The sequence below is a fragment of the Ruegeria sp. AF3 genome, from assembly GCF_056536285.1.
The window spans coordinates 2,358,923-2,380,714 of record NZ_JBQFJM010000001.1 but is presented as its reverse complement, the minus strand read 5'-3'; the positions used below and the strand labels follow the sequence as shown (position 1 = coordinate 2,380,714).

The following is a 21,792-nucleotide window of genomic DNA, read 5'->3' as shown; positions in this document are numbered from 1 at the left end:
CACTCACCCCCTGCCGATATAGGGCATGGTCGTGGCCATGACCGTCATGAACTGCACATTCGCCTCGGGCGGCAGGGTGGCCATATGCAGAACGGACCGCGCGGCATCCTCAACCGCCATGGTTGGGTCCGGCGTCTGGCCTGCCGCCTGCGCCGCATCCACCAGATCCTGAACCATCTGTGTGCGTGCGTTGCCGATATCGATCTGACCACATGCAATTCCAAAGGATCGTCCATCTAGTGAAAGGCTGCGCGTCAGCCCCGTAATGGCATGTTTGGTCGCCGAATAATGTACAGAATTCGGGCGCGGAACATGCGCTGCAATCGAGCCGTTATTGATGATCCGCCCGCCCTGCGGGCTTTGATAACGCATGATCCCAAAGGCCTCACGCGCGCATAGAAACATACCGTTCAAGTTGACGTTGACGGTTTGATACCAATCGTCCAACGCGATTTCGTCGATTGTGCCCCCGCGGGCAAAAATACCAGCGTTGTTAAACAGAACATCAAGTCGCCCTGTCCGATCCATGAAGGCGTGGAACGCTTGTTTGACTGCGTCCGGGTCGGTCACATCGGCGGGCATTGCTATGGCCGCCGGGTATTCTTGCGCGAGGGCATTCAGCTTGTCCGCGCTGCGCGCCAGCAGCCCGACCGTCCAGCCCTGCGCCAGAAAAAGCTCGGCGGTGGCCCGACCGATGCCAGAGCTTGCACCAGTTACGATTATGGAACCCATGTCTCTTCTGCCTCCAGTGCGAGTGAAACTGCGGGGACCGCGCGCAAATCATCTATCTGCAACGGGTGGGTGGGTTTTGACAATCGATTGCGAACCACCCAGATCAAACGCTCCTGTGCGCGGGTGATCGCGACATAAGCCAAACGCTTCCACAAAGGCTGCCCGGCCTCAGTACGGCCCATCCGGGCGGCGGCGTAAATGTCAGGGGCAAACACCTGAACCGTGTCCCACTGTGATCCTTGTGCCTTGTGTATCGTCACCGCAGCCCCGTGCAAAAACGTCGCCCCCATACGAGCGGCAAAAGGAATGAAGGGCTCTTCCTCATCCGGTTTTTCGATCTGGACAATCGACGCGGCGCTGACCTGTGGGTCTTCGGCCCCGATCACATGCAAGCGAGAAAACCCCGGCTTGCGACCGGGGCCAAGATAGACAACCTGGGCCCCCTTGATCAGGCCGCGCGCCTCAAGATCCAACCGCTTTTTGCGGTGCTTCAACGGCAACTCGATCCCGTCGCAGATCAGCGGCTCACCTTCCAAAAGCTCCGTATCCGGTGCGCCATGAACTTGCCTGAACGCCTGTATCAAACGAATGCGCGTGGCGTTACGCCAGACCAGAACCGGGCTGCGCGCCATCAGATCAACTTCGACCCGCTGCCCCCAAACGACCCTGTCATCCCGGCGGGCGGTGTCTTCGACCAAACGCTCAAATTCTTCAAATCCCATCGACGGATTGGCAAGAGCGTGCGCCAGGTCCAGGATCGGGTTATCCGCGTCTTGCCGATGTACCCGCTGAAGCGTCAGCTTTCGTGGTTCGGGCAAGGCTTCAAACACCATGCTACCGGACTGATTGACCGGAGCCAGCTGTGCGGGATCACCGAACAGCAGAAGGGTCGGGAATATCTCTTTCAGGTCTTCGAACTGACGATCATCCAGCATCGACGCCTCGTCGACAAACCCGATGTCCAGCGGTTCCTCGCGGCGTTTCCAACCTGTAATGAAGTCCGAACCGCGCAATCCGGCAGCGGCCAGCGCTCCGGGAATCGATTTGTTGTTACGATAAAACGCAGCAGCACGGTCCAAAGCTTCGTCTGTCAGACCTTCGATCTCGGGGCGCTCATCATTTCCGGCCAGCCACTCGGCGATACGCTCGTATTCTGGGTCATAGACCGGCGTATAAAGGATGCGGTGAATAGTAGTTGCCGGAACACCGCGAAGGCGCAGAACACTTGCGGCTTTGTTTGTGGGGGCCAGAATGGCAAGGCTGCGCTTGTCTCTGGATTTACGACTTTCGTAGTCACCGGACACGACCTGAACACCGGTCTCCGCCAGCGCTTTGTAAAGTTCGGCCAGTAGCAACGTTTTGCCGGACCCGGCCTTGCCGATGACAGCCATCACGCCAGACTTCCCTGCCCCCGGCAGTTTGAGAAGGGCATCGTCCTCCAGGTCGACACCGGCTGAGCGCAGCATCTCGGCGATGCTGTCATACGCGGCGGCCTGATCATCTGAGAAGGTCACGTTGGGCAAAGACATGGCGCGACCCTACAGGGCCGCGCCAACCATCACCAGATGCGGAATTGCGTTTTCCGGTCCTTAGGCAGACAAGGCAAATCGGTGCAGTTTGGATCGCCCGAAAGCCGCCTTGAACCACATGCGCGAAAGCTCACGCGGGATCCCTGCCCGTTCAGCCACGCGGTTGCAATCATCCGCTGAATAGGGCCACAACCCAACCGAGATCTGGTCACGCCCTTTGCCTTGGGTTCCAAGAACCTTGGGGGACGACCCGATCAGACGATAGATCCGGATCATACGGGCATCAAAAACACCGGCAATATGCGTCAGGCCAAAGCCTTCCATCATCTCGCCCCCGCTTAGCATGATGGCCCCGGCAGTGTGCGGGCTGGCTGTGCGGGACAGGCAGAACCGGGTCACCTCCCAGATCAGCGGGCTGCAAATCGGCTTGCCGCCGTTGAGATGCCCAAACACCTCATTGATCATTACCCGGCCTGTTGTCGGCAATACCCGCATCGACCCGCCATGGCTGCCATCCGGTTCTTCCCAGATGACATAAAGCGGGTTGAGGTCGTCGTACTCATCCCGCTCTTCTCCTTTTTTGTTGACATGGACATCCCACCCCAACCGGGTTTTGAACTGATCTGCGCGATCCTTGAACATCCCCTCAGCCAGAGTCGGAAATCTGTGTAACTCATCGGCATATAGATAACGCAACATGACTATTCCCCTTGTCGTCCTGTGCAGGAACGAAGGGGGTACAGAGTCGTGGTTAATATTGCGTTTTGAGGACGCTTTGCACTTAAACGACTATTAATCCCCGGCTGAGTGCCGTTGCGATTGCGTGGGTCGTGTTAAGGGCTCCGAGTTTCGACCGGGCGCTTTCAATGTAAACGCGTAACGTGTGTTCGGAAATCGACAGGGAATGCGCCACCTGAGCGCGGCTGTAACCCAGTGCCAAAAGGGTAATTGCGTCAATTTCTCGGGGCGACAGGCCGCGCGTTGCATCCGGTTGCCTGTCTTTTTCAAACTCCAGCGCTTTGCGATTGATATAGTGCGCAACAAGAATCAACTCGCGCCCGAAGGTCGAGATGAAGGTCTGCCAAGTTTGATCGTCGCAACTATGGTTAACGGTAAAAAGAGCGAACTGGCCGTTTGGCCCTCGGATCGGGATCGAGTATCCCTGATTGCCGACCCCATGGTCGTGGGCATCCTGAAGGAATGATTTGGCCACCTTGCTGGACCAGTCCAGAGACTTCCAGTCAACTGGGTGAAATCGCTGGAAACACCCCAGAATTACAGGATCAATACGATGATAGTTTTTTTCCCTGTATCGTTCGTCCCAGGCGTCTGAGTACGTCGTATACCCGTATTGGTCCCCTGCGCCGTCAACCCAGTGATATGTCAGATGTGCGACCTTCAAAATGTCTCGCAGACATTCGGCGACGGTGCTGAGCTCTTCAAGCGTGCTGGTGTTTTCCAAATCCTGAAGGATTTGACCCAAATCGGTTTTCGTTCCCATCCGCGGGCGCCCGTGCCTCGTTCTTCAGGGACGCGATCTCGGCCGCCGCAATCAGCCTTGTATCATCAAGCTGTTCTGCAAGCGCGCTCAACCCATTCGCAACGGCAAAAGCGTTGAGGTCCGATAGTACGTCCAATATCCACTCATTTTGCGCCATCAGGGTCTCTCTGAAACAGTTAACGAAGCGTTAACACAACCATAACATGTATGATCTTTTTCGACCTATTCACCGGTTTCTACTCCCCAAAAATAGCGGGAGTAATAATCGCAAGCATTTGAAACCATGAAAAAGGTCTGCAAACAGCAAACCACCCGCGAACCGGCAGTGCGATTCGCGGGTGGTTTTTGTCTAAGGTCCTGAACTGTTTCAGCCTGCGTCCAAAACTTCTTCGAGTGTGCGCAGCCCGGTACGCGGCGCCTGAACAAGCACAGACATGTTGCCCGGCTTGTGTTCATTCCGCAGCATTTTCATATGTGCTTCCGGAAGGTCGTTCCAGGCAAACACCTCGGACATACAGGGGTCCAGACGGCGCTCGACCATCAGCTTGTTCGCCGCTGCCGCTTGTTTCAGATGGGCAAAATGCGAACCCTGCAGGCGTTTCTGGTGCATCCACATGTAACGTACGTCGAATGTGCAGTTGAACCCGGACGTCCCCGCACAAATCACAACCATGCCGCCTTTTTTCACCACGAAGGTCGAGACCGGGAAGGTGCTTTCGCCCGGATGCTCGAACACCATGTCGACATTGTTGCCCTTGCCGGTGATATCCCAGATCGCCTTGCCGAACTTGCGGGCCTCTTTGAACCACTCGGCGTATTCAGGCGTATTGACCGTGGGCAGTTGGCCCCAGCAATTAAAGTCGCGGCGGTTCAAAACCCCTTTTGCGCCCAGACCCATGACGAAATCGCGCTTGCTTTCGTCCGAAATCACCCCGATCGCGTTTGCCCCGGCTGTGTTGATCAACTGGATAGCATAAGACCCCAGACCGCCCGAGGCACCCCAGACCAGAACGTTCTGACCCGGTTTCAGGTCGTGCGGTTCGTGACCAAACAGCATACGGTAAGCTGTCGCGAGTGTCAGCGTGTAGCACGCCGCTTCTTCCCAGGTCAGGTGCTTGGGGCGCGGCATCAACTGCTGAGCTTGCACGCGTGTGAACTGGCTGAACGAGCCGTCAGGTGTTTCATAGCCCCAGATCCGCTGACTGGTCGAGTACATTGGGTCGCCGCCGTTGCATTCTTCGTCGTCGCCATCGTCCTGGTTGCAGTGGATAACAACTTCATCGCCAACCTTCCAGCGCTTGACCTTGTCACCAACAGCCCAGACGATACCCGATGCATCAGAGCCTGCGACATGGTACGGTGCCTTGTGGCCATCGAAGGGGCTGATCGGCTGGCCCAGTGCAGCCCAGACACCGTTGTAGTTAACGCCTGCTGCCATCACCAGAACAAGTACCTCATTGCTGTCCAGCGTGGGTACATCGACCACTTCCTGCTGCATCGCAGTGTTTGGCTCGCCATGGCGTTCCTTTCGGATGGCCCATGCGTACATTTGTTTCGGGACATATCCCATCGGAGGGATCTCACCCATTTCATAGAGGTCTTTTTCAGGTGCCTCATACGACGCGATACCGGTTTCGGTGTCCAAAGCCATGCTGGCCTCCTTTTTCAATACTTTTGCCGCGACGCAGAATCGCGTGCTTTATCAGATGAAATATTGGCCATCGCGAAATATTGCAACCGTTTTTGATGCTAAATTGTAATTTTATGACCCAGCGGTTGCAGAAATTATTTTGCATACGCAGAAACAGAAGGGCGCGCGGAAACCGGTACAGATGCTGCATAATACTCCAGCAAATCACCGCGTTGCCCAGATTCGGAAAGAACATGCCCCTGCCGCTTGAGTATCCGTCGTTCAATCAACTGATCCAAAGCGCTTGATATGGCCGACGCATTGTCTTGGGTCTGCTTACCGTCACGTTCCATCATCGCCTGAATACAGGACCGCAGATCCTGTTCCGCCATCGGCCCATTGTCACGTATCAGCAAACAAGCCGCAGGGGCCGGGACCAACGGGATCGCGTTCTGGATACGCTGCATCAATGTGCGCGCCAGATCGGTCATCATGTCATCACTGCCCTTGGCCCGGAACTCTTTCAGAGAAATCGGGATTCCGTACCGGACCGATGCCAGCCCAAACCGCTTGTAACGCCCGATCACTCGCCGCCAGAACTGTTTGAGAATCCAACGCGTGATGACCCCGATCCGGGCCCGAAAACGACGCTCTTTTCCCAGTGCCGCACGGGTCAGAATGGTGTCTTCGAGCACACGGTCATAATTCAAAGCGACAGGAACGAATACGACATCACGCCCCTGCGACGTCGTCCCATCCATTATATACTTGAGCAATCCAAGCTTTGGGCGGGCGAGCGCTCCTGTCAGGCTTAAACCACCTTCTGGAAACATGGCTTGCGTAACACCGGCTTCGGTCGCATGGCGCACATAGGTGGACAAAACCTGCCGGTAGAGCTCGCTGCCTGACTTGCGCCGGATAAAGTAGGCCCCCATTGCCCGGATCAACCGGCTCAGCGGCCAAACCCGCGCCCATTCTCCTACTGCGTAGGATAAAGCAGAGTGCGGGGCCGCCAGATATGTAACCAATACGTAGTCCATATTGCTTCTGTGGTTCATCACAAAAACAACGGTTGCATCAGGGTCGATTGTCCTGACCGCGTCTTCGTCCTCGTAGCTAAGCCGCACCTCGTAGAACGTGTTGCTTAACAGCCGGGCTAGCCGGATCGCAAAACTGAAATAGGCGAAGGCGGAAAAGGACGGCACGATCTCGCGGGCATAGCGGCGTGCCTGCTCGGACGCAACGGCTTCGGGTATTCCAGTTTCGAGGGCGTGATGCTGAACCGCTTTACCAACCTGCGGATCATAAATCAGCCGTTGAATCATGTCGTGCCGACGGGCCAGCTTGAACGGTTGGATCGGACGTTGCAGGCGCTGGTTCAAACGCGCCACGGCACGTTCCAACCGGCGGCGGAAAAACCATCGGACTGACGGGAACAGAAAATGTGAAGCGAAAGTAACCATGGCAAAGACCACGATCAGCACAAAAAGCCAAAGCGGAAGTTCCACGGTTTGCGTCATGGCCGCACCTTGCCACCAATCGCAGCTGCTCACAATCTGAACAATTGCAGGATGCCGCAACGCAGCGAATTGACATGTCCCGAAAATTGCGCTTTAGAACCTCAGGACGTAATTTTATTGCCCACCGAAACGCGAGGCCCCTTCATGACGCAGATGCAGAAAGATCGCCCCTGGCTCATCCGGACCTATGCCGGTCATTCCACCGCCAAGGCCTCGAACGCGCTTTATCGAGGCAACCTCGCCAAAGGGCAAACCGGTCTTTCGGTTGCCTTCGATCTGCCCACCCAGACCGGATATGACAGTGACCACACGTTGGCACGTGGCGAAGTTGGCAAAGTCGGGGTGCCCGTCTGCCATCTGGGCGATATGCGGGTTTTGTTCGATCAGATTCCGCTGGAACAGATGAACACGTCAATGACGATCAACGCGACCGCCCCTTGGTTGCTAGCCCTTTACATCGCCGCGGCCGAGGAACAAGGCGCTGACGTTTCCAAATTGCAGGGCACGGTCCAGAACGACCTGATCAAGGAATATCTGAGCCGGGGCACTTATGTTTGCCCGCCAAAACCGTCGCTGAAGATGATCGCAGACGTGGCTGAGTATTGCTATTCCAATGTCCCCAAGTGGAACCCGATGAATGTGTGTTCCTATCACCTGCAAGAGGCAGGCGCGACACCGGAACAAGAACTTGCTTATGCGATGGCAACAGCCATTGCCGTGCTGGACGAGCTGCGCCCCCGTGTTCCGGTCGAAGATTTTCCGGCACTGTGTGGTCGGATTTCGTTTTTCGTGAATGCAGGAATCCGTTTTGTTACCGAAATGTGCAAAATGCGCGCGTTTGTTGATCTTTGGGATGAAATTCTGCAACAGCGGTATAGTGTTGAGAACCCAAAGTTCCGCCGCTTCCGCTATGGTGTGCAGGTAAACTCACTGGGCCTGACCGAACAGCAGCCAGAGAACAACGTGTACCGTATCCTGATTGAAATGCTGGCCGTGACGCTGTCGAAAAGCGCGCGCGCCCGCGCGGTGCAGTTGCCTGCATGGAACGAGGCACTTGGCCTGCCACGCCCCTGGGACCAGCAATGGTCCATGCGGATGCAGCAAATTCTGGCCTATGAAACTGATCTGTTGGAATTCGATGACCTGTTCGATGGCAACCCGGCTGTTGATGCCAAGGTCGAAGAATTGAAAGCAGGCGCGCGGGCAGAGCTGGCGAACCTGGATTCGATGGGCGGTGCGGTTGCGTCTATTGAGTATATGAAATCCCGCCTTGTGGATTCCAACGCCGAACGTCTGAACCGGATCGAACGCAACGAAACCGTCGTGGTCGGCGTGAACAAATGGATGGAAGGCGAGGCTTCCCCCCTTCAGACTGAAGATGGCGGCATCATGGTCGTTGATCCTGCCGTGGAACAGGAACAGATCGACCGCTTGAATGCGTGGCGGGCTGAGCGGGACGAAGCGGCTGTTGCAGCGACCTTGGCGGCGTTGCGCCAAGCGGCTCAGACAGGAGCAAACGTCATGGAGCCGTCCATTGCCGCTGCCAAGGCGGGTGTGACCACCGGCGAATGGGCCGAAGAGATGCGCAAGGTCTTCGGCACTTATCGTGGTCCGACCGGCGTTTCCGGATCGGTCTCGAACAAAACCGAAGGGTTGGATGACCTGCGCGCGGCGGTTGATGCCGTCAGCGACAAACTGGGGCGACGCCTGAAATTTCTGGTTGGAAAACCGGGATTGGACGGCCATTCCAACGGCGCCGAACAAATCGCGTTCCGTGCCCGCGACTGCGGCATGGATATCAGCTATGAGGGTATCCGGCTGACCCCGGAAGAAATTGTCACCTCAGCCCGCGACGATGACGCACATGTCATCGGGTTGTCGATCCTGTCCGGTAGCCATCTGCCTTTGGTCGAAGATGTGATGGATCGGCTGCAGAAGGCTGGCTTGTCTCACATTCCCGTGGTTGTCGGCGGAATTATTCCGGATGACGATGCCGCAAAATTGAAAGCCATGGGTGTAGCCAAGGTTTACACCCCCAAAAACTTTGAACTTAATGCGATCATGAGCGATATCGTAACACTGGTTGACCCCAAAAACCTCGCAGCCGAGTAACTGAGGTTTTAGACCCTTAATTCCCCGTTTCTTCCCTTTTGATATTTGGGATGGAATAAACCATTCGTTAGAATTACGGTGCGCGCTCAAGTGCACCTTAAATAATATCCTTCGGAGATGAATGATGGGGATCAATCTTGAACAGATGTCGCGTAAAGACCTTTTGGCATTGCGTCACGATGTCGAAAAAGCCTTGGTAGGAGCCGAAAAACGCGAGCGCCGTGAGGCTTTGAAAGCCGCAGAAAAGGCTGCCGCGGAATTCGGATACTCGCTGTCCGAGCTTTCAGGCGACGCACCCCGCGCATCCAAGAACACGAAAACAAAAGAAAAATACCGCAACCCTGCCAATCCGGAACAAACCTGGACAGGTCGTGGCCGCAAGCCGAAATGGGTGCATGACGCGTTGCAGGCGGGTGCCGATATTTCCGATCTTGAAATCTGATCGGAGCGGAACAAACAATGACAATTCATATCGGCGCTGAAAAAGGCGAAATTGCAGAAACTGTTCTATTACCCGGAGATCCTTATCGGGCGAAATGGGCGGCCGAGACTTTTTTGGACGATGTGAAGCAAGTCAATAACGTTCGGGGGATGCTTGGGTTTACCGGAAATTGGAAGGGAAATCCTGTAACGATACAGGGCAGCGGCATGGGAATGCCCTCGCTCTCCATTTACGTAAACGAGTTAATTCGCGATTACGGCGCAAAAACCCTGATCCGAATTGGGTCGTGTGGCGGAATGCAGGACAGCGTAAAAATTCGAGACGTCATTCTGGCAATGACGTCAACAACGCTGAGTACGCCGTCACGCGGTATCATGAAAGAACTGAACTTTGCACCCTGCGCCGATTGGAGTTTGTTGCAGGCGGCCGCAAAGGCGGCGGCTGCCAAAGCAACCCCTACCCATGTCGGCGGGATTTATTCTTCGGACGTTTTCTATGATGAGCGCCCGGACCTGAATGAACAGATGGTGCGACACGGGATTCTCGGCGTCGAAATGGAGGCGGCCGAGCTCTATATCCTTGCAGCGCGCCACAAATGCCGTGCTCTGGCAGTTCTCACCGTTTCCGATCACCTTCTGACGGGAGAGGCTCTGCCATCCTCGGAACGTGAAAGCAGCTTTGGAGACATGGTGGAAATCGCGCTACAGGCCGCATTCCCGGGCAACTAGCGGTAAGGTGGGTACCCGCCGATCCTAACGCCCGTGCGTGCGATCATAGCCATTGCGCGCCGGGCTTTCCCAACCATCCAGGTCTGTGACCGTCGCGGCAAATGTTTCGACCAACAAGGGATAACACGCGGCTGTGTCCGAGGAATGCTCGGACGAGCAATCCCCACCCGGACAGGCGCTGAGATTGCCAAGCAGATCGATCTCGGCAAAGAATTCCAGATAGTCGCCGGGGCGAACGGGCGACGCTTTCATGAAATACTGACCTGTATCCCGAGTGAAACCGGTACACATGAAGACGTTCAGAACGTCGTGCACCGCGGGTTCGGCCTCATCCATCGGGATATTCAGATGATCCGCCAACGCGCGGGTCAGGTTGGAATGGCAGCAATGATGATACTGCGTGCCGGACAGCAAATTGCCCGTATATGGATCACAACGCGTGCCAATCACGTCATGAACCGACCCCCCATGGGTATCGATCCCGTACCATTCCAGTGTATCCGCTATGATCGTGGCCATCGGGCGCAGATGTGGGAAACTGGACCACATCCGCTCTCCGGTGGTCAGGTGCGTGCCATGCAGAGCCCGCGTTTTCCCGGAATAAAAGCGCTCGGACAAATCATTGCGGTTCCACAGGTTCAAATCGCCAACCTGCGGGCCTTGAACCGATGTGATGCGAAAGAAATGCCCGGCAGGTACATCGAAACAGCGCGCCTCACGCGGAGGAACCAGGACTTCGCCGGTTTTGACTGCCCGTTGGCGTACAGATCTCATCCAGGGCAAATCTGGTCGCGGCAAGGCATCGTTCGGATAACAAATAACAGGGGCGACCGAACGACGGGCTTCGGCATCTTCGGGGGGGCGGGCAGTATTCTCAGAACCGGTCATGGCGTGCAGAGTGGCGGATTCTCTGGCTCGCGAAAAGCCCTATTTTCAACGCTCACTTGCCTTCAGGCATCGCATAGGTTGGTCCGTCGCAGCGATTTCCGCTCCACAATAGCTGCACCGCCAGATGCCATGACGTCTGTTCTGTCGCCAGCGACAATCACGTGTCAGCGTCGAATGACGCGAGCGCCAGAAAAAATAGGCGAACACTCCGGCGGCCAACAAAAGCAGAAGAACAGGCATTCCTCTGCTTTGCCGATTGACCAATGTTTTTCAAGGGCTGTCGCATTTGGTCAGGCCGCGTTTGCGTATTCGAACAGCTCGGGCTCTTTGTCGGCTTTAACCGGTTCCGGCGTGTAGTAGGCCCATGCCTGCTCCAGCAGTTTCAGCGCCTCTTTTGCGTCGATTTTTTGTTTGGATGTGTTTGCATTCATTGGAGTGATCCTGACTCGAACTCATCACTCCTCCCTGACCAAAAAATAAGGCAATGTAGCCGGGGCCACATCGCCTTATTTTGCAAGATCGACATGCGCTTACCGCAATTCGGCGCAGGTGCTTATACCGCGCGTTCGACCATCATCTTTTTAATCTCGGCAATCGCCTTGGCCGGGTTCAAACCTTTGGGGCAGGTCTTGGCACAGTTCATGATGGTGTGGCAGCGATAGAGCTTGAACGGATCTTCCAACTCGTCCAGACGCTCACCCGTGGCCTCATCCCGGCTGTCGATGATCCAGCGATATGCGTGCAACAGAGCAGCAGGGCCGAGATACCGGTCGCCGTTCCACCAGTAGCTCGGGCACGAGGTCGAGCAGCTGGCGCACATCACACACTCATAGAGACCATCCAGCTTTTTCCGATCTTCGATCGACTGCTTCCATTCCTTTGCAGGACGGTTGGTCTTGGTTTCCAGCCACGGCATGATCGACGCATGCTGGGCATAGAAATGGGTCAGATCAGGGATAAGGTCCTTGACCACAGGCATATGCGGCAGCGGATAGATTTTCACGTCGCCCTTGATCTCATCCATGCCATAGATACAGGCCAGCGTGTTGATCCCGTCAATATTCATCGCGCACGAGCCGCAGATGCCTTCACGGCATGACCGGCGAAATGTCAGGGTCGGGTCGATTTCGTTCTTGATCTTGATCAGCGCGTCCAAAACCATCGGCCCGCACGTGTCCATATCGACAAAGTAGGTATCGACACGGGGGTTCTGTCCGTCATCCGGGTTCCAGCGATAGATCTGGAACTTTCGCACATTGGTCGCGCCATCCGGCTTTGGCCAAGTCTTGCCGGTGATAATCCGGGAATTTTTGGGCAGGGTCAGTTGAACCATGTCAATTCTCCATTCAGCACAAGGCCGCCTTTCAGCCTGTCCGGGCGCGCTGAGACGCCCCTCGGTTATAATGCCCCCAATGGGCGATGTTCACGTCAAAATCCGCCGCGAGCCAGTCCGCAACGCGCTGCGGATCATCACAGTCGATATCAAAGCGCAGGTAGCGCGGGTTGCCGTCGAAATAGGCTTCTACTTCGGCATGGTGCACATCATACATATGTGCCCAGCCGTGTTTCACTTCATCGGCCGTTTGTCCATTGGCCTTGCAGCATCGCTCAAGGTACCTACCGCCGGAATGGTTGGCACGGGATGCGATCCAGTCATCGCGATTGCGCGTGTTCAGCAAGAAAAAGGCGTCCGGGTAAGCCGCATGCAATTCACGGAAGAAACGCGCCCCGTCCAGCATGAAGCGTGCGCTGACGAAAGCGATGTCGGTGAAGGCCCGCACCGCTCCGAACCCGTCCAGTGGTCGTCGCCCCATGGCTATGTTGGTCAACATGCGGTGCGCAAGGTTTCGGCCCTGGTCATCTTCCCAATGAACTGACGGTATCCCGCTGTTCTGGAACAGCCTGTGAAACGAGGTCGTTGCACAGCGGTTCAGCCCGATCAGGATGATCTTGGGATAGCCTGAACCGGATTGCAGGACCTCGCCCGTCATGACAAGCACCGGACACGGACCGACCACTGGCCAATGGCCATTGCGGTTTTCGTGGGTATTTGGCGCTTGCTCACCATTGCCTGCTGTCCGAGCCTTTCAGAACGTACGTGCCTTGGGTGCGATTTTCTTCAGGCTGATGCCACCTTCGTCTTCGGTCGTCAGCGGATCGACGATCACGGGACGATAGCTGAGCTCAACCTTGTTGCCTTCGACCCGACTAACCGTGTGAACACGCCAGTTTTCGTCATCACGTGCAGAGAAATCCTCGTGCGCGTGGGCACCACGGGATTCCTTGCGCGCCTCTGCGCCGACGATCGTGGCCAGCGCGTTGGGCATCAGGTTGGTCAGTTCCAGCGTTTCCATCAGGTCACTGTTCCAGACCAGCGACCGGTCGGTGACTTTCAGATCGCCCATCTTGGCAGCGATTGCCGTCATCTTCTCGACGCCTTCGGCCATGGTCTTGGCGGTACGGAACACGGCAGCATCCGCCTGCATGGTTTTCTGCATCTCAAGCCGCAACTCGGCGGTCGGGATGGAACCGCTAGCGTTGCGCACCGCGTCGAACCGGTCAAAGGCCTTATCGACCGATGCCTGGTTCAAAACCGGGTTCGCAGCTTCTGCATCCACAACTTTGCCTGCCCGGATCGCCGCCGCGCGGCCAAAGACCACAAGGTCAATCAGCGAGTTCGAGCCCAAGCGGTTCGCACCGTGGACCGAGGCGCAACCGGCCTCGCCCACTGCCATGAGACCTGGAACCACAGCTGTCGGGTTCTCGGCCGTTGGGTTCAGAACTTCACCCCAATAGTTTGTGGGGATACCGCCCATGTTATAGTGCACGGTTGGCAGAACCGGGATCGGTTCCTTGGTGACATCCACGCCGGCAAAGATCTTGGCGCTTTCCGAAATGCCCGGAAGACGTTCTGCCAAAGCTTCGGCTGGGAGGTGACTGAGGTTCAGGTGAATATGATCCCCTTCCGCACCGACACCACGGCCTTCGCGGATTTCCAAGGTCATCGAACGCGAGACGTAATCGCGCGGTGCGAGGTCCTTGTACTGGGGGGCGTAACGCTCCATGAACCGTTCACCTTCCGAGTTGGTCAGGTAACCGCCCTCGCCACGCGCGCCTTCGGTGATCAGGCAGCCCGATCCGTAGATGCCGGTCGGGTGGAACTGAACGAACTCCATATCCTGCAGCGCCAAGCCCGCGCGGGCCACCATACCGCCACCGTCACCGGTGCAGGTATGGGCCGAGGTCGCGCTGAAATAGGCGCGGCCATACCCGCCGGTCGCCAGCACAACCATCTTGGCATTGAAGACATGCATCGTGCCATCGTCCAGCTTCCAGCAGACAACACCCTGACACTGGCCGTCATCGGACATGATCAGGTCGATGGCGAAGTATTCGATATAAAACTCGGCATTGTTCTTCAGCGACTGGCCATACAGCGTATGAAGGATCGCGTGGCCGGTCCTGTCCGCAGCGGCACAGGTGCGCTGGACTGCCGGGCCTTCGCCGAATTCAGTGGTGTGACCACCAAACGGGCGTTGATAGATCTTACCCTCTTCGGTTCGGCTGAACGGAACGCCATAGTGCTCCAGTTCGTAAACAGCCTTGGGCGCTTCCCGAGCTAGGTATTCCATCGCATCGGTATCGCCCAGCCAATCCGAGCCTTTCACAGTGTCGTACATGTGCCACTGCCAGTGGTCGGGCCCCATGTTTGACAACGACGCGGCGATACCGCCCTGAGCGGCCACAGTATGCGAACGGGTTGGGAAAACCTTGGTTACGCAAGCCGTGCGAAGACCCTGTTCCGCCATACCCAGTGTTGCCCGCAGACCGGCCCCACCGGCACCGACAACGACCACGTCATATTCATGCGTTTCGTATTCGTATGCAGCCATTTCTTTCAGCTCCGGGAATTAAAGGGCAATGCGAGCGACGGCAAAGATGCCAGCCGCAGCCGCGCCATAAGACAAGCAGGTCAACAGAATGATCAGGACCTTTTCAAGCGTGCCGTGAACATAATCTTCAAGCATCACCTGCGCACCGTCCGCGAAGTGTTTGAAGCCAACCGCCAGCGTCAGTGCTGCCACGATGGCAGGGAAAGGTCGCGAGTAGTAGTCGAGAACGACCTCGAATGGCTGGCCCAGGATCGGGCCAAAGGTGAATACAAACAACGGCACAAGGATCAGCAAAGCAACCGAGCTGACTTTCATCGCCCAGAAATGGGCAGTACCGGATTTCGCCGAGCCAAGTCCAGCGGCGCGTTTGCGGTCGGTCAGATAACGCATGTCAGGCCTCCAATCACGCGACGAGGACAAGGGTCAGAAGGGTCAAGACGACCGATCCGATAACAACAGCCCAACCCATTTTGGTCGCTGTCGGAATATCCAGACCAACTGCATTGTCCCAGATCAGATGCCGCACACCGGCCAGCGTGTGATACCAAAGCCCCCAAACGGACAGCGCCATCACAAGGTCTCCAAGCATCGAGGTTATTACCCCATTCGCTACGGCAAAGGCCTCGGGCGAGGTTGCAGCGGCCAGAAACCACCAGACGATCAACAGAGCTGCGAGCAGAAGGGCGTTACCGGTGATGCGCGTCAGGATGGACGTGATCGACGTCAGCTGCGGGCGATAAATCGACAGATGCGGCGAAAGTGGGCGATTGCCCCGATTTACATCGGCCATGGCGGCTCCTTTTCGGTTGGCTACCGAACGTTTTACTGGTTTTTGCGACACTGTCACGTGCTGCGAGTGCAAAAACCATCAAATTGCGCTCAATTATACGGATAATTCAATTATGTGATCACACAAAATAATCTCGTGATCACATATCACATTCCGCACTGTCAATGTTAGCGTTTTCAAGGCCGAAGAGATGTGATCACGAATCTCTCAAGCCGTCATTTCAGGTCTGCCGTTTGCTGCGTCACTTCGCGCAGCAGTTTTCGACGAATTCGTTCCGGGTAATCCGCGAACCCGGTGGCAGAAACGACAAAGGCACCTTCGCCCACGATGACATTCTCAAAGAAATATGCCGTCAGGTCCGGTTCGCTTTCCTCAATAGCCAGCGCGTTGACAACGATTCCCTCGGCGCGCAGGGCCGCATGTACCCGTGTAGGTTCAATCCCTTCATTGGACACACCGTCCCCTGACAGGTCAATCAGATGCCGTCGGCAGTCGGAAACCGAATCAAATGAACTCAGGGTCATTTGAAGCGCCTCGCCGATTGCCGTCGAAAAATTCCGCCAGATGCGCGGATCGGCGGCGACCCGGTCTGCAAACTGATCCAGCGTGGCAAAGCTATCGATACGGGTCCAGGGGATAGTGATCCGCTGGCGCGATGAGCCGGTCCACTGCACCAGCATCAGCCGCGCCTGCCCCCGCACCAGTGCCTCGGACACGATCGGGTCGCGCAAACCTGCGGCCAACCCATCCATCTGGATGCGATATTCGCTGCTATCGACCGAACCAGAAACGTCCACAGCCAAAGCCAAGGCCAGATCGCAGGCCTGAGCCGCAGGTGCCAGAGTGACGCTGGCCAATATCGCGCGTAGCAGGTTCATTGTGCAAACCTATCACGCCTTGCAAGCCGTGGCGTCACATATCCGTCAGATCACCTATTTGGGCATCAATGCCCAATAGTCGAGATCCAGAAGAACATCTGGCAGGTACCGCCCTTCTTCGTTCTTCAGCTTGAACGGATCACCGCCCTTGGTCGCGACCAGACGCAATCGCACAGCGCCTATGCCGGGAACCCCGGTTTCCGCTTTGCCCAGAACTTCGGACCATGCCTTGATCGTATCACCCGCAAAACAAGGGTTAGCATGGGCGCCACCATTCAAGCCGACAATCATCTGCGCATTTGCAAGGCCATTGAAGGACAATGCCCGCGCCATCGAGATTACATGCCCACCGTAAATGAGCCGCCCTTCCGGACGGAACGTCAGGTCGTAATGCACCTTGGCGGTGTTCTGCCACAAACGTGTGGCCAGCATATGCTCGGCCTCTTCCACGGTGACACCGTCCACATGATCGATGGTTTCACCGACCTCATAATCGCCCCAGCGGTGCGGCTCGCCCGCGAGAGCAAAATCGTAGTTTGCAAAATCGAGCCCTTCCGGAACGATCAGGTCCTGCGGATCAAGCACAGCCTTCAAATCGGGAACAACCGTCTCGGGCGCGGGTGCATCCATGTTTGCCTTACGCACCATGACCCAGCGCACATATTCAAGAACCACCTCGTCCAACTGGTTCAACCCGCGGGTACGAACCCAGACAACACCGGTTTTTCCGTTGGAATTCTGCTTCAGGCCGATAACCTCTGATACGGATCGCAGCGTATCGCCGGCAAAAACAGGTTTCAGCCAACGACCTTCGGCATAGCCCAGATTGGCAACCGCGTTCAGAGAAACATCAGGCACGGTCTTGCCGAACACGATGTGGAACGCGGCCAGATCATCTATCGGGCTTTCCGGCAACCCACAGTCCCGGGCAAATTCATCCGAGGAGTAAAGCGCGTGACGTGCGGGATAGAGCGCGTGATACAAGCCGCGCTCTCCCTCGGTCACGGTGCGAGGTACTGCATGCTGCAACACCTGCCCGACAGAATAGTCCTCGAAAAATCGGCCCGGATTTGTTTTTGCCATTACTGCTGTCCCAGTTTCATGTCGGGGGAATAGTCGGCCTCGACCTCTTTGGTCACGGCCTGCGCGCAACGCATTACATTGCCGTTGGCATCAAAGGCGTACGCCGGGTCACCATACAGCTCCCATCCCTTTGAAAGGGCGTCGGACACCTTGTGACAGAAGGCCGAAGTGTCTTCTTCGGTCAGCAAGCGATAAAGCTTCGACATCAAATCAAATCCTTATGAGCCGAACGGAGATGGGCCAACCAGCCCATGGATGTATCCGATAATTCCCATCAGAACGATCGAAGCCACAAAGAACATCGCATCCTTGCCGTAAGTGCCAGGCTCTGCCGGGGTCCACTCGGGTTCAGACTTGTTGATTACAATGACTTCGACCACCGCCCAGGCCAGAAGGCCACCAAACAGGATGATCGAAGCCAAATCGCCGTTCACCAACAGGTGCGCAAAAGCCCACAGTTTGAACCCGCCCAGCATCGGGTGGCGCAGCTTGTACAGCAGCCGGCCTTTTGTGCCCGCAGGGCTCATCAAATAAATCGCGATCAAAACCAACAGATTGTTGACGTGAATCAGAAAGGTCGGCGGCGCCCAAACATGGATGAAGTCGGTCATGCGATACCCGAAGATCATCAGAAGGATCGACGCGACCAAAGCCAGGGCAACAGCGCCTTTACCCGCGTTACCCATTGCGGCGCGGCGTTCAGGTGCCACACGTTTGAACAGATGCGCCCCCCACCACAGCGCCACACCCAAGATCAGAAGAACAAAGCCCATGCTGGCCTACCCCGCTTGCAAAGCTAATATCGCCTCTGCTTTTGCCAGAATTTCGCGGGCAGTTACAACGTGCAGATTTTCGACAATCTTGCCATCGACAACGGCGACCCCTTGGCCTTGGGCTTCGGTCTCTTCAAAGGCCGAGATCTGGCGGCGAGCCAGGTCGATCTCATCATCCGATGGCGCGAAGGCGGTATTTGCCACTTCGACCTGGGCCGGGTGGATCAGCGTTTTGCCATCAAAGCCCATATCGCGGCCTTGCGCACATTCGAACGCCAGACCTTCGACATCCTTGAAGGCGTTGTAAACACCGTCGATGATGATCAGCCCTTCGGCCTTGGCAGCCAACAAGCACAGCCCTAACGAGGTCATCATCGGCAGGCGATCTGGGCGGAAGCGGGTTTGCAGCTCTTTCGCCAGATCATTTGTTCCCATCACGAATCCGGCCATCAGCGGATGCGCGGCGATTTCTGCTGCGTTCAGCATTCCACGCGGGGTTTCCATCATAGCCCAGATCGGCAAATCTCCGGTGATCGCAGCCAGCGCGTCTACGTCAGCCGCCGAATTCACTTTAGGCAACAGGACAACGTCGGCATCCATTTCGCGCACAGCCTCGGCATCCGCACGGCCCCATTCGGTGTCTAACCCGTTGATCCGAACAATCTTGACGCGTGATCCGTACCCTCCGGCAACCAAAGCCGCCTTGAGCGTTTCGCGCGCATTGTCCTTTTCGTCGGCTGCGACCGCATCTTCCAGATCAAATATGATTGCATCTACCGGCAGAGTGCGGGCCTTTTCCAAAGCCCGGTCCCGGGACCCGGGGATATAGAGAACCGAACGATAGGGGCGCTGACGAGGATCCATGGACCACTCCCATTGAAATAAAGTTGCGCGGAATGGGGCATTTTTTACCGGAAAGTTCAAGCCCAAAATTGCCGCACCGCAGCAAACACGACGCAACGTGCTTTGCCTTAACTGAATTTCGGCCCCTGCGCGGCACCCTGACCGGCAGAGGGAACCGAAAGGATTCGGGATGCGAAAGACAATGTTCAAGATGACGATGGGACTTGGGATCATGGTTCTGGCGGCACAACAGTTACAGGCCCAGGGGCAAAACTGCGCACCGCGAGAGGATGTGCTGGAAAGGTTGACCGACACTTATGGCGAAACGCGCAGGGGCTTTGGTCTGGCCCAGCAAGGCGCGGTCATGGAACTTTTCGCCTCAACTCAAAGCGGCAGCTGGACCATCACGGTGACCTTGCCCAACGGGGTCACCTGCCTCGTCGCTTCGGGGCAAGCTTTTGAGGCTGTAGCCGAAGCGCTGCCCCCGAACGCCTGATCAGGTAAGTGCGTCCCAGATCAGCTTACCGCCGGTGAGGGTCAGCAGCACATAGGCAATTCCAAAGAACAGGCGTTCGGACAACATGAAATGTGCACGGACGCCCAGCCAGGCACCAAGAACAGCAAACGGTGTTAACAGCATATCGGCCCATGCCGTCTGCCACGTGAACATGCCAAGATAAGCGTAGGGTACAAACTTCGCGATATTAATCACCCAGAAGACCAATACCGTACTGGCTTGAAACTCGGTCTTGGTCAGCCGTTGGGACAACAGGTAAACGGCAGCCGGAGGGCCTCCGGCATGGCTGACAAAGCTGGTGAATCCCGCGACCAGCCCTGCAAACAGGCCAGCGGAGGGCGGCAACCGTCTGGCAAACCCGCGCACCCAGCCTTTTGACTGTGCGATGTGCCAGATCACGAACCCGACCGAGATGCCGCCTATCAGCAGGCGCAGCAGGTCATCATCCGTTGAACGGTAGAGCCATGCCCCCATTGCCACACCGGGTACAGCACCCAGGATCAGCAGGCGCGCATCCCCCCAGTTCCACCGCTTCCAATAAGGGCCCAAAGTGGCCACATCGATCACCATCAGAATCGGCAGCATCAGGGCCAGGGCCTGCCCAGGTGTTAGGATCAAGGCCAGAATCGATGATGACGCAAAGGCCACGCCCGAGCCGAAACCACCCTTCGAGATACCCGCAAAAATCACCGCCGGGATCGCCACTGCAAAAAACATCAGGTTCAATTCAAACATGCACCGGTCCCGGTTTTGGCTTGTCTCAAAGGCCCTTTAGCGCAACCACATAGGGTCTCGCAAACGGTATGCGGTTGTATGCCACGTCGCAGAACTCTTGCCTAATGCCGTTTTAGCGACTAGCACAGCCGCGATTTCAAAACCGACCGGAGATATTCCAAATGGCCAGACCCAAGATTGCGCTAATCGGCGCGGGGAACATCGGCGGCACGCTTGCGCATCTTGCAGCTGTCAAAGAACTGGGTGACGTTGTCCTGTTTGACATCGCTGACGGGTTGCCACAAGGCAAGGCGCTCGACATCGCCGAATCCGGCCCGTCCGAAGGCTTTGACGCCTCGATGAAAGGCACCAGCGATTATGCCGATATCGCCGGCGCGGATGTCTGCATCGTGACCGCAGGCGTAGCCCGCAAACCGGGCATGAGCCGCGATGACCTGCTGGGCATCAACCTGAAAGTCATGAAGTCGGTCGGCGAAGGTATCGCAGCACATGCGCCCGATGCGTTCGTGATCTGCATCACCAACCCGCTGGACGCCATGGTCTGGGCGCTGCGCGAATTCTCGGGCCTGCCGCATAACAAAGTCTGCGGCATGGCTGGCGTGCTGGATTCGGCACGTTTCGCGCATTTCCTGTCGGAAGAGTTCAACGTCTCGATGCGCGATGTCACCGCGTTCGTATTGGGCGGCCATGGCGACACCATGGTGCCGTCGGTTCGATATTCGACCGTTGCCGGTATCCCGCTGCCTGATCTGGTTGAAATGGGCTGGACCTCGCAAGAAAAGCTGGACGCCATCGTACAGCGCACCCGTGATGGTGGCGCCGAAATCGTAGGCCTGCTGAAAACCGGATCGGCTTATTACGCGCCCGCCACCTCGGCGATCGAAATGGCCGAAGCCTATCTGAAAGACCAAAAGCGTGTTCTGCCTTGTGCGGCGTACTGCAGCGGTGAGTTGGGCGTTAACGGCCTTTATGTCGGGGTGCCGACAGTCATTGGCGCAGGCGGCGTCGAACGCATCGTAAACATCAAGCTGAACGAAGACGAGCAAGCCGGTTTCGACAATTCGGTCAACGCCGTGAAAGGCCTGATCGAGGCGTGCAAAGGCATCGACAGCTCGTTGGCGTAAAACTGCCAGACAATCCGAATTTGAGGCCGGCCCAATTATGGGCCGGTTTTCATTTTCCACCGCGGACCCCGGCC

At 56.6% G+C, this 21,792-nt stretch carries 24 protein-coding genes; 5 read left to right on the top strand and 19 right to left on the bottom strand.

The window, feature by feature from the left end; all coding sequences use genetic code 11:
• Window positions 1-3 precede the first annotated feature (3 nt).
• From ACR3FC_RS12015 to ACR3FC_RS11990, 6 genes are all read right to left on the bottom strand, one after another.
• Window positions 4-732: an SDR family oxidoreductase gene (locus ACR3FC_RS12015; RefSeq protein WP_480475124.1), complete on the bottom strand. Its 729-nt coding sequence runs from the start codon at window positions 730-732 to the stop codon at window positions 4-6.
• The gene (locus tag ACR3FC_RS12010; RefSeq protein ID WP_480475122.1) at window positions 720-2,261 is read right to left on the bottom strand and encodes an ATP-dependent DNA helicase; all 1,542 of its coding nucleotides are present in this window, start codon (window positions 2,259-2,261) and stop codon (window positions 720-722) included. The genes ACR3FC_RS12015 and ACR3FC_RS12010 overlap by 13 nt, the downstream gene beginning before the upstream one ends.
• A 60-nt stretch (window positions 2,262-2,321) precedes the next feature.
• Complete coding sequence (locus ACR3FC_RS12005; protein WP_480475120.1) at window positions 2,322-2,960, bottom strand: acyl-homoserine-lactone synthase; 639 nt, start codon at window positions 2,958-2,960, stop codon at window positions 2,322-2,324.
• A gap of 82 nt (window positions 2,961-3,042) precedes the next feature.
• Window positions 3,043-3,762 (bottom strand): helix-turn-helix transcriptional regulator, encoded by a 720-nt coding sequence (locus ACR3FC_RS12000; protein ID WP_480475118.1) that lies wholly within the window; start codon window positions 3,760-3,762, stop codon window positions 3,043-3,045.
• 367 nt (window positions 3,763-4,129) lie between these two features.
• Window positions 4,130-5,413, bottom strand: a complete 1,284-nt coding sequence (ccrA, locus tag ACR3FC_RS11995; RefSeq protein ID WP_480475116.1) for a crotonyl-CoA carboxylase/reductase — start codon at window positions 5,411-5,413, stop codon at window positions 4,130-4,132.
• 134 nt (window positions 5,414-5,547) lie between these two features.
• Window positions 5,548-6,912, bottom strand: a complete 1,365-nt coding sequence (locus ACR3FC_RS11990) for a 1-acyl-sn-glycerol-3-phosphate acyltransferase (RefSeq protein ID WP_480475114.1) — start codon at window positions 6,910-6,912, stop codon at window positions 5,548-5,550.
• A gap of 51 nt (window positions 6,913-6,963) precedes the next feature.
• On the opposite strand from ACR3FC_RS11990, the gene ACR3FC_RS11985 reads away from it, so the two are divergent.
• The 3 genes from ACR3FC_RS11985 to deoD all read left to right on the top strand — a co-directional run bounded on the left by ACR3FC_RS11985 (window position 6,964) and on the right by deoD (window position 10,194).
• Window positions 6,964-9,024 (top strand): methylmalonyl-CoA mutase family protein, encoded by a 2,061-nt coding sequence (locus tag ACR3FC_RS11985; RefSeq protein WP_480475112.1) that lies wholly within the window; start codon window positions 6,964-6,966, stop codon window positions 9,022-9,024.
• Between the two features lie 124 nt (window positions 9,025-9,148).
• Window positions 9,149-9,466, top strand: a complete 318-nt coding sequence (locus ACR3FC_RS11980; protein ID WP_480475110.1) for an H-NS histone family protein — start codon at window positions 9,149-9,151, stop codon at window positions 9,464-9,466.
• A 17-nt stretch (window positions 9,467-9,483) separates the two neighbouring features.
• Window positions 9,484-10,194: a purine-nucleoside phosphorylase gene (gene deoD / locus ACR3FC_RS11975; protein WP_480475108.1), complete on the top strand. Its 711-nt coding sequence runs from the start codon at window positions 9,484-9,486 to the stop codon at window positions 10,192-10,194.
• A 24-nt stretch (window positions 10,195-10,218) separates the two neighbouring features.
• Here the strand turns inward: deoD and ACR3FC_RS11970 are convergent, their stop codons facing one another.
• The 12 genes from ACR3FC_RS11970 to ACR3FC_RS11915 form a co-directional block, all read right to left on the bottom strand.
• On the bottom strand, window positions 10,219-11,082 hold the full coding sequence (locus ACR3FC_RS11970; protein WP_480475106.1) for an urea carboxylase-associated family protein: 864 nt from the start codon (window positions 11,080-11,082) through the stop codon (window positions 10,219-10,221).
• 290 nt (window positions 11,083-11,372) lie between these two features.
• Entirely contained in the window at window positions 11,373-11,513 is a 141-nt protein-coding gene (locus tag ACR3FC_RS11965; RefSeq protein ID WP_267363816.1) for a hypothetical protein, read from the bottom strand.
• A gap of 122 nt (window positions 11,514-11,635) precedes the next feature.
• Complete coding sequence (locus tag ACR3FC_RS11960; RefSeq protein ID WP_117870326.1) at window positions 11,636-12,415, bottom strand: succinate dehydrogenase iron-sulfur subunit; 780 nt, start codon at window positions 12,413-12,415, stop codon at window positions 11,636-11,638.
• A 31-nt stretch (window positions 12,416-12,446) separates the two neighbouring features.
• Entirely contained in the window at window positions 12,447-13,073 is a 627-nt protein-coding gene (locus tag ACR3FC_RS11955) for a sulfotransferase (protein WP_480475104.1), read from the bottom strand.
• A 96-nt stretch (window positions 13,074-13,169) separates the two neighbouring features.
• Window positions 13,170-14,975, bottom strand: coding sequence for a succinate dehydrogenase flavoprotein subunit (gene sdhA / locus ACR3FC_RS11950; RefSeq protein WP_480475102.1), 1,806 nt, complete (start codon window positions 14,973-14,975; stop codon window positions 13,170-13,172).
• Between the two features lie 18 nt (window positions 14,976-14,993).
• Window positions 14,994-15,365, bottom strand: coding sequence for a succinate dehydrogenase, hydrophobic membrane anchor protein (sdhD, locus tag ACR3FC_RS11945; RefSeq protein ID WP_480475100.1), 372 nt, complete (start codon window positions 15,363-15,365; stop codon window positions 14,994-14,996).
• A gap of 13 nt (window positions 15,366-15,378) precedes the next feature.
• Window positions 15,379-15,765, bottom strand: a complete 387-nt coding sequence (sdhC, locus tag ACR3FC_RS11940) for a succinate dehydrogenase, cytochrome b556 subunit (RefSeq protein WP_480475098.1) — start codon at window positions 15,763-15,765, stop codon at window positions 15,379-15,381.
• A gap of 215 nt (window positions 15,766-15,980) precedes the next feature.
• Window positions 15,981-16,643, bottom strand: coding sequence for a DUF1194 domain-containing protein (locus ACR3FC_RS11935; RefSeq protein ID WP_480475096.1), 663 nt, complete (start codon window positions 16,641-16,643; stop codon window positions 15,981-15,983).
• Between the two features lie 54 nt (window positions 16,644-16,697).
• Window positions 16,698-17,726: a MaoC family dehydratase gene (locus ACR3FC_RS11930; protein WP_480475094.1), complete on the bottom strand. Its 1,029-nt coding sequence runs from the start codon at window positions 17,724-17,726 to the stop codon at window positions 16,698-16,700.
• Window positions 17,726-17,932 carry a DUF1737 domain-containing protein gene (locus ACR3FC_RS11925; protein ID WP_209506521.1) on the bottom strand — a complete coding sequence of 69 codons (207 nt, stop codon included), beginning with the start codon at window positions 17,930-17,932 and terminating at the stop codon, window positions 17,726-17,728. The genes ACR3FC_RS11930 and ACR3FC_RS11925 overlap by 1 nt, the downstream gene beginning before the upstream one ends.
• Before the next feature lie 12 nt (window positions 17,933-17,944).
• Window positions 17,945-18,499 (bottom strand): NnrU family protein, encoded by a 555-nt coding sequence (locus tag ACR3FC_RS11920; protein WP_480475092.1) that lies wholly within the window; start codon window positions 18,497-18,499, stop codon window positions 17,945-17,947.
• A gap of 6 nt (window positions 18,500-18,505) precedes the next feature.
• A complete protein-coding gene (locus ACR3FC_RS11915) occupies window positions 18,506-19,363 on the bottom strand; it encodes an HpcH/HpaI aldolase/citrate lyase family protein (RefSeq protein ID WP_480475090.1) in 858 nt (285 codons plus the stop codon).
• A gap of 169 nt (window positions 19,364-19,532) precedes the next feature.
• Here ACR3FC_RS11915 and ACR3FC_RS11910 point away from each other — a divergent pair, with 169 nt between their 5' ends.
• Window positions 19,533-19,838: a hypothetical protein gene (locus tag ACR3FC_RS11910; RefSeq protein WP_480475088.1), complete on the top strand. Its 306-nt coding sequence runs from the start codon at window positions 19,533-19,535 to the stop codon at window positions 19,836-19,838.
• Here the strand turns inward: ACR3FC_RS11910 and ACR3FC_RS11905 are convergent, their stop codons facing one another.
• On the bottom strand, window positions 19,839-20,594 hold the full coding sequence (locus tag ACR3FC_RS11905) for a sulfite exporter TauE/SafE family protein (protein ID WP_480475086.1): 756 nt from the start codon (window positions 20,592-20,594) through the stop codon (window positions 19,839-19,841).
• A 161-nt stretch (window positions 20,595-20,755) separates the two neighbouring features.
• Between ACR3FC_RS11905 and mdh the strand changes: the two genes are divergently transcribed.
• The gene (gene mdh, locus ACR3FC_RS11900; protein WP_267363196.1) at window positions 20,756-21,718 is read left to right on the top strand and encodes a malate dehydrogenase; all 963 of its coding nucleotides are present in this window, start codon (window positions 20,756-20,758) and stop codon (window positions 21,716-21,718) included.
• The last annotated feature ends 74 nt before the right edge of the window (window positions 21,719-21,792 follow it).

What these genes read in the sequence shown, in the direction of transcription:
- ACR3FC_RS11935 (WP_480475096.1), bottom strand. Translation starts at nt 16,643, where the DNA reads ATGAACCTGCTACGCGCGATATTGGCCAGCGTCACTCTGGCACCTGCG.
- sdhD (WP_480475100.1), bottom strand. Translation starts at nt 15,365, where the DNA reads ATGCGTTATCTGACCGACCGCAAACGCGCCGCTGGACTTGGCTCGGCG.
- ACR3FC_RS11925 (WP_209506521.1), bottom strand. Translation starts at nt 17,932, where the DNA reads ATGTCGAAGCTTTATCGCTTGCTGACCGAAGAAGACACTTCGGCCTTC.
- ACR3FC_RS11920 (WP_480475092.1), bottom strand. Translation starts at nt 18,499, where the DNA reads ATGGGCTTTGTTCTTCTGATCTTGGGTGTGGCGCTGTGGTGGGGGGCG.
- ACR3FC_RS11990 (WP_480475114.1), bottom strand. Translation starts at nt 6,912, where the DNA reads ATGACGCAAACCGTGGAACTTCCGCTTTGGCTTTTTGTGCTGATCGTG.
- sdhC (WP_480475098.1), bottom strand. Translation starts at nt 15,765, where the DNA reads ATGGCCGATGTAAATCGGGGCAATCGCCCACTTTCGCCGCATCTGTCG.
- ACR3FC_RS11970 (WP_480475106.1), bottom strand. Translation starts at nt 11,082, where the DNA reads ATGACCGGTTCTGAGAATACTGCCCGCCCCCCCGAAGATGCCGAAGCC.
- ACR3FC_RS12010 (WP_480475122.1), bottom strand. Translation starts at nt 2,261, where the DNA reads ATGTCTTTGCCCAACGTGACCTTCTCAGATGATCAGGCCGCCGCGTAT.
- ACR3FC_RS11915 (WP_480475090.1), bottom strand. Translation starts at nt 19,363, where the DNA reads ATGGATCCTCGTCAGCGCCCCTATCGTTCGGTTCTCTATATCCCCGGG.
- ACR3FC_RS12015 (WP_480475124.1), bottom strand. Translation starts at nt 732, where the DNA reads ATGGGTTCCATAATCGTAACTGGTGCAAGCTCTGGCATCGGTCGGGCC.
- ccrA (WP_480475116.1), bottom strand. Translation starts at nt 5,413, where the DNA reads ATGGCTTTGGACACCGAAACCGGTATCGCGTCGTATGAGGCACCTGAA.
- ACR3FC_RS11960 (WP_117870326.1), bottom strand. Translation starts at nt 12,415, where the DNA reads ATGGTTCAACTGACCCTGCCCAAAAATTCCCGGATTATCACCGGCAAG.
- ACR3FC_RS12005 (WP_480475120.1), bottom strand. Translation starts at nt 2,960, where the DNA reads ATGTTGCGTTATCTATATGCCGATGAGTTACACAGATTTCCGACTCTG.
- mdh (WP_267363196.1), top strand. Translation starts at nt 20,756, where the DNA reads ATGGCCAGACCCAAGATTGCGCTAATCGGCGCGGGGAACATCGGCGGC.
- ACR3FC_RS11965 (WP_267363816.1), bottom strand. Translation starts at nt 11,513, where the DNA reads ATGAATGCAAACACATCCAAACAAAAAATCGACGCAAAAGAGGCGCTG.
- ACR3FC_RS11955 (WP_480475104.1), bottom strand. Translation starts at nt 13,073, where the DNA reads ATGACGGGCGAGGTCCTGCAATCCGGTTCAGGCTATCCCAAGATCATC.
- ACR3FC_RS11905 (WP_480475086.1), bottom strand. Translation starts at nt 20,594, where the DNA reads ATGTTTGAATTGAACCTGATGTTTTTTGCAGTGGCGATCCCGGCGGTG.
- ACR3FC_RS11980 (WP_480475110.1), top strand. Translation starts at nt 9,149, where the DNA reads ATGGGGATCAATCTTGAACAGATGTCGCGTAAAGACCTTTTGGCATTG.
- deoD (WP_480475108.1), top strand. Translation starts at nt 9,484, where the DNA reads ATGACAATTCATATCGGCGCTGAAAAAGGCGAAATTGCAGAAACTGTT.
- ACR3FC_RS12000 (WP_480475118.1), bottom strand. Translation starts at nt 3,762, where the DNA reads ATGGGAACGAAAACCGATTTGGGTCAAATCCTTCAGGATTTGGAAAAC.
- ACR3FC_RS11930 (WP_480475094.1), bottom strand. Translation starts at nt 17,726, where the DNA reads ATGGCAAAAACAAATCCGGGCCGATTTTTCGAGGACTATTCTGTCGGG.
- ACR3FC_RS11985 (WP_480475112.1), top strand. Translation starts at nt 6,964, where the DNA reads ATGCCGCAACGCAGCGAATTGACATGTCCCGAAAATTGCGCTTTAGAA.
- sdhA (WP_480475102.1), bottom strand. Translation starts at nt 14,975, where the DNA reads ATGGCTGCATACGAATACGAAACGCATGAATATGACGTGGTCGTTGTC.
- ACR3FC_RS11910 (WP_480475088.1), top strand. Translation starts at nt 19,533, where the DNA reads ATGCGAAAGACAATGTTCAAGATGACGATGGGACTTGGGATCATGGTT.